General features: G+C 61.6%; 9 protein-coding genes. All 9 read left to right on the top strand.

The features are described from left to right. The first annotated feature begins 58 nt into the window (after positions 1-58). The 9 genes from ligA (at position 59) to ABGT65_RS10830 (ending at position 13084) form a co-directional block, all read left to right on the top strand. Complete coding sequence (ligA, locus tag ABGT65_RS10870) at positions 59-2227, top strand: NAD-dependent DNA ligase LigA (protein ID WP_346702106.1); 2169 nt, start codon at positions 59-61, stop codon at positions 2225-2227. A 72-nt stretch (positions 2228-2299) separates the two neighbouring features. Beyond that, positions 2300-3190 carry a 4-hydroxy-tetrahydrodipicolinate synthase gene (gene dapA / locus ABGT65_RS10865; protein WP_346702105.1) on the top strand — a complete coding sequence of 297 codons (891 nt, stop codon included), beginning with the start codon at positions 2300-2302 and terminating at the stop codon, positions 3188-3190. Positions 3191-3220: 30 nt separating this feature from the next. Next, positions 3221-3955, top strand: a complete 735-nt coding sequence (locus ABGT65_RS10860) for a DUF4919 domain-containing protein (protein WP_346702104.1) — start codon at positions 3221-3223, stop codon at positions 3953-3955. After that, a complete protein-coding gene (locus ABGT65_RS10855) occupies positions 3916-5181 on the top strand; it encodes a clostripain-related cysteine peptidase (protein WP_346702102.1) in 1266 nt (421 codons plus the stop codon). Before ABGT65_RS10860 ends, ABGT65_RS10855 begins: the two co-directional genes overlap by 40 nt. A 325-nt stretch (positions 5182-5506) precedes the next feature. Continuing rightward, positions 5507-6010, top strand: a complete 504-nt coding sequence (locus tag ABGT65_RS10850; protein WP_346702100.1) for a sigma-70 family RNA polymerase sigma factor — start codon at positions 5507-5509, stop codon at positions 6008-6010. A gap of 85 nt (positions 6011-6095) precedes the next feature. Further along, positions 6096-7322 (top strand): FecR domain-containing protein, encoded by a 1227-nt coding sequence (locus tag ABGT65_RS10845; protein WP_346702098.1) that lies wholly within the window; start codon positions 6096-6098, stop codon positions 7320-7322. 131 nt (positions 7323-7453) lie between these two features. Then, positions 7454-10843 (top strand): SusC/RagA family TonB-linked outer membrane protein, encoded by a 3390-nt coding sequence (locus tag ABGT65_RS10840; protein ID WP_346702096.1) that lies wholly within the window; start codon positions 7454-7456, stop codon positions 10841-10843. Between the two features lie 12 nt (positions 10844-10855). After that, on the top strand, positions 10856-12373 hold the full coding sequence (locus ABGT65_RS10835; RefSeq protein ID WP_346702095.1) for a RagB/SusD family nutrient uptake outer membrane protein: 1518 nt from the start codon (positions 10856-10858) through the stop codon (positions 12371-12373). A gap of 9 nt (positions 12374-12382) precedes the next feature. Beyond that, entirely contained in the window at positions 12383-13084 is a 702-nt protein-coding gene (locus ABGT65_RS10830; RefSeq protein ID WP_346702093.1) for a DUF4843 domain-containing protein, read from the top strand. Position 13085: the final 1 nt, after the last annotated feature.

The following is a 13085-nucleotide window of genomic DNA, read 5'->3' as shown; positions in this document are numbered from 1 at the left end:
GTTTTTGCCCGCTGTTCCCATCAAAATATGTAACTTTACGCACGCTATTTCCAAAGGTATGATACGCGAACGCATCGAAGAGCTGCGCCGACAGCTCGAACTGCATAACTACAAATACTACGTCGAAAACGCACCCGAAATTTCGGATTTCGAGTTCGATACGATGATGCGCGAACTCCAGGAGCTGGAGCGCGCCCACCCCGAATACGCCGATCCCAACTCGCCGTCGGTGCGCGTGGGCAGCGACCTGACCGCAGAGTTCGAAACCGTGCGGCACCGCTATCCGATGCTCTCGCTCGGGAACACCTATTCCCTGGAGGAGCTCCACGACTTCATCGCCCGCATCGAACGCGAAGTCGGCGAAACGGATTACGTCTGTGAGCTCAAGTTCGACGGCACGGCCATCTCGCTCACCTACGAGCACGGGCGCCTGCTGCGGGCCGTGACGCGCGGCGACGGCCTCGCGGGCGACGACGTAACGGCCAACGTGCGCACCGTGCGCAGCGTGCCGCTGCGGCTGCAGGGCGACGGCTGGCCCGACTATTTCGAGATCAGGGGCGAGATCCTCATGCCCTACGCCTCGTTCGACCGCCTCAACGCCGAACGCGAGGCCAACGGCGAGGCGCTCTTCGCCAATCCGCGCAACGCCGCGGCCGGAACGCTCAAGCAGCAGTCCTCGGCCGTCGTGGCGCGCCGCGGCCTGGACTGCACGCTCTACCAGCTGGCGGGCGACAATCTCCCCTTCACGAACCACTGGGAGAGCCTGCAGAAGGCCCGCGCGTGGGGCTTCAAGGTCTCCGACCGGATGCGCATCTGCCACAACGCCGCACAGATCGACGACTTCATCCGCTACTGGGATACGGCGCGCCACGAACTCCCCTTCCCGACCGACGGCGTGGTGATCAAGGTCAACGACTTCGCCGTGCGGCGCCAGCTGGGATTCACGGCCAAGGCCCCGAAATGGGCCGTAGCCTACAAATTCAAGGCCGAACAGGCGCTCACGCGTATCGACAGCATCTCTTTCCAGGTCGGACGCACCGGGGCCATCACCCCCGTGGCCAACCTCGAACCGGTGCTGCTGGCCGGGACCACCGTGCGGCGCGCCACGCTCCACAACGCCGAACAGATGGCCCTGCTGGACATCCGCCCCGGCGACATGGTTTATGTCGAAAAGGGAGGTGAGATCATCCCGAAGATTACGGGCGTCGAACTCTCGCAGCGTCCGGCCGACAGCCGCCCGTTCGAATACATTACGCACTGTCCCGAATGCGGCACCGCGCTGGTGCGCTACGAGGGCGAGGCCAAACACTACTGCCCGAACCAGAGCGGCTGCCGGCCCCAGATCATCGGGCGCATCATCCACTTCATCCGCCGCAAGGCCCTCGACATCGAGGGGTTGGGCGAGGAGACCGTCGAACTGCTCTACGACAACGCCCTGGTGCGCACCGTCGCCGATCTCTACGACCTCCGGGCCGAACAGCTCTCGCCACTGCCGCGGCTGGGCGAGAAGTCGGCCGAGAACATCATCCGTTCGATCGAACGATCGAAGGAGGTGCCCTTCGCGCGCGTGTTGTTCGGACTGGGCATCCGCTTCGTGGGCGAGACCACGGCGAAATACCTCGCCGAGCACTTCCGCACGCTCGACGCCGTGATGGCGGCCTCGCGCGAGGAGCTGGTCGAGGCCGACGAGGTGGGCGAACGCATCGCCGACGCCATCATCGAGTATTTCGCCGACGGGACCAACCTCGACATCATCCGCCGCCTGCGGGCTGCCGGACTGCAGTTCGAGGCCGCGGCCCGCGAACTGGCTTCGGAGAGCCTCGCCGGGAAGAGTTTCGTGGTTTCGGGGCGCTTCACGCGCAGCCGCGACGAGATGAAGGCCCTGATCGAGGCGCACGGCGGGAAGAACCTCGCGGCCGTTTCGGGCAATGTGGACTACATCGTGGCCGGGGAGAACATGGGCCCCGCAAAACTCAAGAAGGCCGAAAAATTAGGCATCCGGATCCTCTCCGAGGAGGAGTTCATACGGATGATCGACGGCGGCGCTCCGGAGGATGCGGCAAAAGCGGTCGAAACAAGCACTTGGGCGAAGGCGGCAGAGGCGGCAGAGCCGGCGGAAGCAGGGATCCCGGCGGATGCGGCGGCAGATGAAGGAGCGGCCCCGCGGACCGAAACCCCGCAGCCCGGAAACGACACGCCGGAGCCCCGTCAGGGCGAGCTCTTCTGAAGGGCCCGGCAGCCCCGCTCCCGAGATCTTTCCAACAAACCAGAAAATACGAATCTAATACGGAAAAATACCATGCTACAACACAAACTCGCCGGCGTAGGCGCCGCCATGATCACCCCCTTTACTCCGGACGGAAGAGTCGATTACGAAGCCCTGGCCCGGATGGTCGACTATGTAATCGAGGGCGGTGTGGACTACATCGTGGCCCTGGGCACCACGGCCGAGACCCCCACGCTCTACATGCCCGAACGGGCCGTCATCGCCATGTTCATCACCAACCAGATCGCCGGGCGCGTGCCGCTGGTGATGGGCTGCGGCGGAAACTCCACGTCGGAGGTCCTGGACCAGCTGCGCGAATTCGACCTGCGGGGCGCCGACGCCATCCTGAGCGTGACACCTTACTATAACAAGCCCTCGCAGGAGGGGCTCTTCCAGCACTTCCGCACCGTCTCGGAACACTCGCCCCTGCCGGTGATCCTCTACAACATCCCCGGCCGCACGGGCGTCAACATGACGGCCGAAACCACGCTGCGCTGCGCCCGCGAACTGAAGAACGTCATCGGCGTGAAGGAGGCTTCGGGCAACATCGAGCAGATGCAGCAGATCCTGGACAACCGCCCCGAAGGTTTCCTCGTCCTCTCGGGCGACGACGGCATCACCATCGAGCTGATGCGGCGCGGCGGCGACGGCGTGATCTCCGTGGCGGCGAACGCCTTCCCCGAGCGCTTCATGAGTTGCATCAACCACGCCAAACGGGGCGATTTCGAGGCCGCCGACCGCGAGTACGAAGCGCTGGACGACGCCGTGAAGGCGCTCTTCGCCGAGGGCAATCCCGTGGGCGTGAAGTGTGCCCTCTCGGTCATGGGACGCATCGGCGACACGGTGCGGCTGCCGCTCGTGGCCGGATCGCAGCGCCTGCGCGAACGATTCAAAAGTCTGATCGAAAGATACGATTTGCGCTGATTTTGCGTTTGTATCGGAAAACGACCGTCAATGAAACGACTGCTGTTGCTTGTGATGCTCCTCCCGGCGCTGGCCGCCGCCCGGGTCCCCGACGAAGAGATGATCCTCGACCGGACGCTCGACGCCGAATCCCCGTTCTACTACCCGGCGCTGATGATGCGCTACAACGCCGGCGACACGCTCACCGACGAGGAGTACCACTACCTCTATTACGGCTTCGCCTACCGCGACGAGTACAAACCCCTGGCCACGAACCCCGACCTGGACAAGATGCTGCTGCTCGCCGCAGGGCTCGACCCCGACCGTCCGGACGTGGCAACGCTCGAATCGCTCATCTCGTTCGGAACCGACGCCCTGGCCCGCGATCCCTTCAGTCCGAAGGTGCTCAACCTGATGTCGTTCGCCTACGGGGCCCTGGGCGACAAGGTGCGCGAAAAGGCCTATGCCGACCGCATGAACGGCATCCTGCGCACGATCATCGACTCGGGCGACGGATTCACGGAGAAGACCCCGCGCCACGTGCTGATGTTCGACCATGCGCTCGACGTACTGGCCGCCGAGGAGCTCTCCTACGGCAAGGCCCGCATCATCAGCCGGACGGTAGAATTCGTGCCGCTGCTGGTCCCCTACGTCGTCGACGGCAAGAAACGCAAGGGATTCTACTTCGATTTCGGGCGCGTCTACTGGAACAAGCCCGAAGGCTATACCTACAAACGTGACCGGACATGGCAGTTCAACAACTTAAAGCCGCGTACCTACAAATAGTCCGGACTGCGGGGCTGTGGCTGCTGCTCCTGGCGGCAGCGCTCCCGGCCGCCTGCTCCAAGCAGGAGAAGGAGTCGGGGTACAACCCGCCCGCAATGGCCGACCGCTGCGTGGTGCTCTACATGCCGGGACGCGACCTGGACTACTTCTACCGGCAGAACCTCGACGGCATTGCCCGGGCCGTCAACGCCACCGTCCCGGGCAACGGACGGATGCTGGTCTGCTGGCAGCCGGACAATTCGCGGACGGCGGTCCTGCAGGAGATCTACTACGACACGCAATCCCGGCAGTGTGAAACCCGGACCGTGAAGGAGTACGACTCCTTCGCGGCGGAGAGTCCGGCAGATGTTGCCGCGCTGCTCTCCGATGCCGTGGCGGAGGCGCCCGCCCGGCAGTACGGGCTCATCATCGGCTGCCACGGCAAGGCCTGGGTGTCCCGCACGAGCGGAAGCCTCTCCATGAACTCGGCCGATCCCGACCGGCAGCCGGAGGATCTTTGGATCCCGGCCCCGGGAGCTTTGCCGACCCGTTCGTTCGGGGACTCCGGGCACGAACTGGAGATTCAGGAACTGGCCGAGGTCATCACCGGACAGCGCGTGCGTTTCGACTACCTGATCTTCGACGCCTGCTTCATGGCCAACATCGAGACGCTCTACGACCTGTGCAACGCGGTGGACTACGTCGTGGCATCGCCCTGCGAGATCATGGCCGCCGGATTCCCCTACGACCGGATCATCCCGCACCTGTTCGCCGACGAAACGGCCCGTACGGCCCTCGAAGCGGCGTGCCGGGAGTTCTGGGAGTTTTACGAATACGACTGGGATACGATCTCCGACAACGAACAGTCGGGGTGCATCTCACTGGCCGTGATGTCGGAGCTGGAGGGGTTGGCCACGGCGATGCGGGCCGTGAAGCAGGGCACGCAAGCCGACTTCGACCTGAATGCGCTCCAGTCCTACGAAGGATTCAACAACCACCTCTTCTTCGATCTGGGGCACTACGTCGAGATGAGTTGCGGCGACCAGGGGCTGATCGACGCCTTCAACGAACAGTTGGAGCGGGCATTTCCGAGTTCGTGCCGCCTCAGCACGGAGCAGTTCTACTCGGCCTACAACCATCGGCTCAACCCCGTGCACTTCTACACGGGGGTCACAGTGAGCGAGCCCTCGCAGAACTCCAAGGCTCCGGGTTGTCAGCAGACGGCCTGGTATCTGGCCACCCATTGAGGTTCGGGGGGGGGTGTGTTACAAACAGGCGATTTTTGCCGTCAAAAAGTTACAATTCAAAATCAAAATTCGCACAAAAGAATTCGAAACCGCCAAAAACGGCGTCTAAAAATCGAAAAAAATCTCCTTAAGCGGCCCTTTCCGAAGGGCCGCTTATAATTTACCAGCCGGTATCCCGATCAAAATGGACACATCAACACGCTGTAAAACAGCAAAATAGAAGACAAGTCGCTTCAGTCCGGAGCCAAAATGCACAAAAAAACACCGGAAGAAGGTATTATTTTAATTTTTTATTTTTACATTTGCAGACAAACAGCAACGTACCATGATCTCCCCGACCTTAGAAGAGCTCTTCAATGCACACTTCCGCAGTGCCGCCTACTTGGCCGAGGAGATCGTGCACTCGAAGTCCGCAGCCGAGGATATCGTGCAGGACGTCTTCGTCAAGCTGGCCCGCGTCGACCTCTCGAAAATCGACTCCCCGACCAAGTACCTCTACCGCTGCGTGCGCAACGCCGCCCTGGACTACGCCTCGACCCACCGCCTGCGCCGCTGGGAGGAACTCAACGGAAAGGAAGTGATCGCCGACGAGGTGAATTTCGACCTCAGCCGCGACGACGTCGAACGCGCAAACCGTCTCCACCGGCTCTATCAGGCCATCGAACGCCTCTCGGAACAGTCGCGCAAGGTCGTCAAGCTGATCTGCCTGAACAACTACTCCTATGCCGACGCCGCCTCCGAACTGGGCGTTTCGCTGGCAACCATCAAGACGCACATGTACCGCTCGATCAAGGCTTTGCGGAAATTCATGGCCCTGTTCATCTTCTGAATGCGATTTTTCGACGCATTTTTTTCCGAAAAACTGTAAGGAGTTTTCCCCCGAACCGGGTCTGTATAAGCAAAGGCCCGAACGCATGGAAAACACCCCTATCGACCGACTGCTGCACGACTACATCTCCGGACGGATCTCGCCCGAAGGGATGCAGGAACTCGAAGCGTGGAGCCGCGAGTCTGAAGAGAACCGCCAGATCCTCGACCTGATCGACGGCAACTCGGACCTCGGGAGCGAACTCTCGCGGATGTACCGCTACGACAAGGAGCGCGTCTGGCAGGCCATCTGCGAGGAGGACCGCCGCTACATGCGCCGCAAGCGCCTCTTCCGCACGCTGCGTGCATGTGCCGCCGTCCTGCTGCTCGTCGGGGTGTTCGTCAGCGGCGCCCTGCTCTACGAGGCCCGGGAGCGCCTGGACTCCAACCGCAACCACCTGCCCACGACCGTCGAACCCGGCACCCGCCGCGCCGTGCTGGAACTCTCCTCCGGCGAGGTCGTCGCACTGTCGGACACGCTCCGTACCGAACTCCGCGAACGGAACATGCGCATCGAAATCGACGGCGACCGCATCGCCTACCGCGCCCCCGAAGCCGCCGAAACCAGGAAAAACGCCGGACCCGACAAAACCGACCCGACGGAACTGTTCAATACGGTCCGCGTCCCCCAGGGCGGGGAGTACACGCTGACCCTCAGCGACGGAACCCGGGCCTGGATCAACGCCGGATCGAGCATCACCTATCCGCTGCATTTCGGCCGGGAACGCCGTGTCACGGTCTGCGGCGAGGTCTTCTTCGAGGTGGCCCGCGACGCCCGGCATCCCTTCGTCGTCACGGCGGCCGGAACGGAGATGACCGTCCTCGGCACCTCGTTCAACGTCATGGCCTACGACGACGAACCCCGGGTGGAGACCACCCTGGTCACCGGATCGCTGCGCGTGGAGGCCAACGGATCGCAGGTCGTGCTCACCCCCGGGCAACAGGCCGGTGTGGAGAAGGTCTCGGGATTCCTCGACGTGAGGGAGGTCAACGTCGAAGCCTGCACGATGTGGCGCCGCGGGCTGCTGGTCTTCTACGAAGAGTCGCTGCGGTCGATCTGCCGCAAACTCGAACGCTGGTACGACGTGCGCATCGACACCTCGTCGCCCTCGCTCGACGGCGTGCTCTACACCGGAATGGTCAAGCGACACGAGACCCTCAACACCATCGCCGACCTGATGAACCTGACCAACGACGTGGTTTTCAGCCAGCAGGACGACGGTACGATCCGCGTAGTGCGGAAACCGCGGCCGAAGGCCCGCCCCGCCCTGTAAGCGGAGTTACCCGCGACATCAGCGCCAAGAGGGGGGGGGTGGAAAGAAAATCCCGACCCCCGGCGGGAGCGTTCGATGGGTGGGGATGAACCGACAAGAACCCAATGTTCCAGTTATAAAATAATTTGCGTATGAAGAAACTTGCCTTACCGACACCTCTTCGCCGAAGAGGCCTGGGAGTCGCCGTACTGCTGCTGACGGCCGTCTCGCTCTTCACGTTCCGGACAGCAAGCGCCCAGGAGGCGGACCATCCGAAAAAACGGATGTCCATCGCCATGACGAACGCATCGCTCGACGACGTTCTCCAGCAAATCAAACAACAGACGGGGTATCTGCTGCTCTACAACAGCAACGAGATCAAGGCCGTCCGCGGAATCACGATAAACCGCCAGCAGGCACCCGTCGAGGAGATTCTCCGCGAGGTGCTCAAAGGCTCGGGGTTCGACTTCTCGATCAGCGAGGATACGATCGTCATCCGGCTCGGCGAGCGGCCCTTGAATTCCCCCCCCCAACGGGTTACGCTCACCGGGCGCGTCACCAACCGCGCAACCAAGGCCCCGATTCCGGGTGCCATGGTGCTGGTCAAGGGGACGACCGTCGGGACGACGACCGATGCCGACGGACGCTACACGCTGCGCTTCCCGAAACGGCAGCATGTCGTCATCGCGGTGAGCTTCCTCGGCATGGAGAGCCGCGAAGTGGCCTACAACAACCAGACGGAACTCGACGTCCAGCTGCTCGACAAGGTGGAGAGCATCGACGACGTGGTGGTCACGGGCTACGCCCAGGTGCGCAAGGAGAGCTTCACGGGTAACACCACGCGCATCAGCCGCGAGCAGATCGTCGAGGTATCGCCCAAGCACATGATCGATGCCATCCAGGTCTTCGACCCCTCGTTCCGCATCGCCGAGAACATCTCCATGGGTTCGGACCCCAACTCGCTGCCCGAATTCTACATCCGCGGCCAGAACAGCATCACCACCGAACTGAACAACTCGGCCGACATCTCGCGCCAGAACCTCACGAACAACTCGAACCTGCCGATCTTCATCCTCGACGGTTTCGAGGTCGACGTCGAGAAGATCTACGACATGGACCCCATGCGCGTGCACTCGATCACGCTGCTCAAGGATGCCGCCGCAACGGTCCTCTACGGTTCGCGCGCCGCGAACGGCGTGGTGGTGATCGAATCGCGCGCCCCGGAGGCCGGGAAGCTCCGCGTCTCGTACAACCTCACGGGAAGCGTCGAGATCCCCGACCTGTCGGCCTACAACCTGATGAACGCCCGCGAGAAACTCCAGGCCGAGCTCGATGCCGGGCTCTACGCCTTCGATGCCTCGGACGTCACCGAGAACACCTACACCACCAACCAGACCTATTACCAGAAGCTCAACGAGGTGAACCGCGGAGTGGATACCTACTGGCTCTCGAAGAACCTCCGCACGGCCCTCAACCACCAGCACAGCATCTACATCGACGGCGGTGAGAACGACGTGCGCTGGGGAATCGAGCTCAAGTACGCCGGAAACAAGGGCGTCATGCGCGACTCGAAGCGCGACACCTACGGCGCCGGGCTCTTCCTCGACTACCGTATCGGGAAGTTCCAGATCATGAACCGCGCCTCGTACGACGCGAACAATTCGAGCGATTCGCCCTACAGCTTCTCGCAGTTCTCGCACATGCTGCCCTACAACGTCCCGATCGATGAAACCACGGGCAAGTACCTCCAGAACCTGCGCTTCGGCTACTCGACGCTCAACCCGCTCTACGAGCGCGAATACCTCAACAACTTCAACCGCAGCAACTACCGCACCCTGCAGGACAATTTCGCCGTCAACTTCTACGCCACGCCGCACTTCACGGCCAAGGCGTGGATCACGCTCAGCCAGCGCAACTACGAGTCGCGCGTCTTCGTCGACCCGCTCTCGTCGTCGAACAGCGCCTTCGCCACGCCCCAGGAGCTCGGGTCGCTCTCGGTCAACGGTTCGGACACCTTCTCCTACGACGCGAACCTGCTGTTCATGTACAACCGCAACTTCAACAAGCACTTCCTGAACTTCTCGCTCGGCGGAAACGCCGTGGAGAACAGCTACACGGTCAACAACATCAAGTACATCGGTTTCTCGACCGGCGCCCTCAACTCGCCCAACGACGCCGCCCAGGTCGACGGGAAACCCTCGGAATCGAAGAACAAGACCCGGCTGGTGGGTATGTTCCTCTCGGGCAACTACACCTATGACGACATCTACCTGTTGGACCTTTCGGTGCGTATGGACGGCTCGTCGGAGTTCGGGTCCGACAACCGCGTGGCTCCCTTCTGGGCCGTGGGCGCCGGTATCAACATCCACAACTACAAGTTCCTGCGCGAACACCCCTGGCTGAGCCGCCTGAAGATCCGCGGCACGATCGGTACGGTCGGAAAGGTCGGATACGCCGCCTACTCGGCCCGCTCGACCTACACCACCTCCTCGACGTCGGACTGGTACTCGACCGGCGCCGGGCACATCCTCTACTACATGGGTAACCCCAACCTCGGCTGGGAGAAGACCCGCATCGCCGATATCGGTCTCGAACTCGGATTCTTCAAGGACCGCCTCTTATTCAAGGCCAGCTACTACGACAAGAAGACCATCGACCAGATCACCGACGTGACGATCCCCTCGTCGTCGGGATTCACGAGCTACAAGGACAATCTCGGCGAGGTGAGCAACCGCGGTTTCGAACTCGACCTGCGTTACAACTTCTACCGCACGAAGAATCTGGAGATGACCATTTTCGGGAACATGGCCCACAACAAGAACAAGATCGTCAAGATCAACGACGCACTGCGGGCCTACAACGAACTGGTGCAGAAGCAGTATGAGGATTACGACGACAACTCCACGCAGAGCAAGTACGCCCAGACCTACACGCAGTATGTCGAGGGAGGCTCGATCTATGCGATCTACGGCATGAAGTCGCTGGGCATCAACCCCGCCAACGGCAAGGAGGTCTACCTGCGCCCCGACGGCACGATCACCTACGAGTGGAATGCCGCCGACCAGGTCGAGATCGGCAACACGGAGCCGTGGGCCCAGGGCTCCTTCGGACTGAACGCCCGCTGGAAGAACATCTCGCTCTTCGCCACGTTCCTCTACGAATTCGGCGGACAGCGCTACAACTCCACGCTGGTCAACCAGGTCGAAAACGCCAACCTCGAACGCTACAACGTCGACCGCCGCGTCTCGACCGACCGCTGGATCAACCCCGGCGATGTCGCCCCGCTGAAGGACATCAAGGATCGCACGCTGGTGACACGTCCCACGTCGCGCTTCATCCAGGACTACAATACCCTGCAGTTCAACTCGCTGTCGATCAGCTACGACTTCCCCTCGAAGCTCGTGAAGCGCTGGGGACTGGGCATGTTGCGCCTGACGGCCAACATCGAGGACCTGGGTTACTACAGCACCGTCCTCCAGGAGCGCGGTCTGGACTACCCCTACTCGCGCACGATCAACTTCACGCTCAATCTCACCTTCTAAATCCGTTTCCGCATGAAAACAATCATCAACATACTTCTTTCCGGTTCGGCCCTGCTGCTCTCGGCCTCGTGCAGCAAGTGGCTCGACATCATGCCGCAGGGCATGACCACCGAGGAGAACCTCTTCAGCGACTACTCCGGATACCGTTCGGCCCTGAACGGCATCTACCAGCAGATGTCCTCCGCGCCGCTCTACGGTCGCGAACTCTCCTGGGGTTTCACGAGCGCCCTGGCCCAATACTACGACTTCGGATCGATGAGCACCTCGCAGCTCTACACCTACACCGAGAAGCTCGACTACGAGAACAAGGAGGTCCTCGACTACCTGGAAAACATCTGGCAGACGGCCTACAACACCATCGCCAACTGCAATGCGCTGATCGCGCACGTCTCCGAGGCCGATCCCGAAATCTTCCCCTACTCCGAAAGCGGCGAGCGGGAGATGATCTACGGCGAGGCGCTGGCGGCCCGTGCGCTGATGCACTTCGAGGTGTTGCGGCTCTTCGCCGCGGCGCCGGTCGTCGACCGCACCGCGAAGGCCATCCCCTACTCGACGAGCTATCCCGACCGGGTCCCGACGCGCTACACCACCGAAGAGGTCCTGGAGAAGATCGTCGCCGATCTGGAGGCTGCACTTCCGCTGCTGGAGATCAACGACCGGAACCTCGATGCCCTGAAAAGCGCCTCGACGCGTTTCATCTCGAACGATTCGCGCGGTCTGTTCTTCGGCTACCGCGGCACCCGGCTCCACTACTGGGCCGTCAAGGCGCTGCTGGCCCGGGTCTACCTGTACGCCTGCGACTATGAGAAGGCGCTGGAGACGGCCACCGAGGTCTATGAGACCTGCTCGGAGTGGTTCCCGATCACGACCAAGACCCAGGCCCAGGCCATTACCGGTGCGGTGAAGCTCTACGACGACATCATCTTTGCGGCCTACGACCAGTATCTGAAGAAGAACTACAACGACGTGATGCTTTCGAGCCTGGGTTCGACGTCGAACTTCATCCTCGCCCTGCGCCAGCCGAAAGGCCGCTTCTCGGGAGAGACGAGCTACGACACACGCTACATGTACACGATCAACCAGCCCGACGAGGAGCAGCAGGAAGATCTCTACGCGTCGTGCAAATACGTGAAGTACACCAGCTCCACGGGATCGGACTACGACCAGGAGGATACCCAGGGGGCTCTGATTCCGGTCCTTCGCATGTCGGAGGTCATTCTGATCATGGCCGAATGCAAGGCCCGCGGAGCGAGCGGCCAGGGTGACGGCGACATCAGCGCCGCAGTCTCGGACCTGAATCTCGTACACAAGGTGCGCTGCTCGGGCCGCAAGACGGTCTCAGCTTCGAACTACACGGAATTCATGGAAAAACTCGATCTCGAAATGTGGAAGGAGAACATCGGCGAAGGGCAGTACTTCTTTTTCCTGAAGCGTCTGAACAGTCCGACCCTGGTCAGCACCACGCAAACCATTCAGATGGAAGGCAAATACGTCTTCGACATTCCCGACAGCGAAACGAACCTAAACTAATACGTACCCATGAAAAAAACGATCATATTTGCATTCACCGCAGCGCTGCTCGGCGCCGGAGGCTGCTCCGAACAGGGCCTCCCGACCTACGGCGACGACCACTACGTCTACTTCACGGAGAAATCCGACGAGATCGTGCGCTTCTCGTTCAAGACCACCCCGGGGGAGGATACGCGCACGATCCGACTGGCCGTGGAGACCGTAACCCGCACGACCGACCGGACGATGGGCTTCCGGCTGGAGATCGACCCCGAGAAGACCACGGCACCCTCCGAAGCCTACGATCTGGACCCGAATCCGGTGATCCAGGCCGGGATGTTCACCGGCGAGACCTACGTTACGGTCCACCGCACGGCGGTCATGGACGAGAAGGAGGTCGACATCGCCGTGCGCATCGTCGAGGGCGGGGACTTCCTCCCGGGCCCCACGACCAACTGCCTGCGCATCATCCGCGTATCGAACATCATCTCCCAGCCCGACTGGTGGAATCAGGATTTCGCCGACGCCTTCCTGGGGACCTACTCCAACAAGAAGTACGAGGAGTTCATCAAGGCAACGGGCGTGAGCGACCTCTCGGAGATGGACAACAGCGAAATTTCGGCGCTGTGCCGCGAGTTCGTCTACTACCTGCGCGAGCAGCGCGACAAGGGCAACGAAATCCGCGAAGAAGACGGCAGTTCGATGCTCGACGGAATCAATATCAACGCTTAAT

The organism is uncultured Alistipes sp. (assembly GCF_963931675.1).
Taxonomy (GTDB): domain Bacteria; phylum Bacteroidota; class Bacteroidia; order Bacteroidales; family Rikenellaceae; genus Alistipes.
Note: the sequence above shows the minus strand (reverse complement) of the source record. Positions and strands in the feature narration are given on the sequence as shown.

Bases quoted from the DNA above. Each gene is read 5' to 3' on its own strand.
- ABGT65_RS10835 (WP_346702095.1), top strand. From the start codon at position 10,856: ATGAAAACAATCATCAACATACTTCTTTCCGGTTCGGCCCTGCTGCTC.
- ABGT65_RS10855 (WP_346702102.1), top strand. From the start codon at position 3,916: ATGGCAGTTCAACAACTTAAAGCCGCGTACCTACAAATAGTCCGGACT.
- ligA (WP_346702106.1), top strand. From the start codon at position 59: ATGATACGCGAACGCATCGAAGAGCTGCGCCGACAGCTCGAACTGCAT.
- ABGT65_RS10845 (WP_346702098.1), top strand. From the start codon at position 6,096: ATGGAAAACACCCCTATCGACCGACTGCTGCACGACTACATCTCCGGA.
- ABGT65_RS10860 (WP_346702104.1), top strand. From the start codon at position 3,221: ATGAAACGACTGCTGTTGCTTGTGATGCTCCTCCCGGCGCTGGCCGCC.
- ABGT65_RS10850 (WP_346702100.1), top strand. From the start codon at position 5,507: ATGATCTCCCCGACCTTAGAAGAGCTCTTCAATGCACACTTCCGCAGT.
- ABGT65_RS10830 (WP_346702093.1), top strand. From the start codon at position 12,383: ATGAAAAAAACGATCATATTTGCATTCACCGCAGCGCTGCTCGGCGCC.
- dapA (WP_346702105.1), top strand. From the start codon at position 2,300: ATGCTACAACACAAACTCGCCGGCGTAGGCGCCGCCATGATCACCCCC.
- ABGT65_RS10840 (WP_346702096.1), top strand. From the start codon at position 7,454: ATGAAGAAACTTGCCTTACCGACACCTCTTCGCCGAAGAGGCCTGGGA.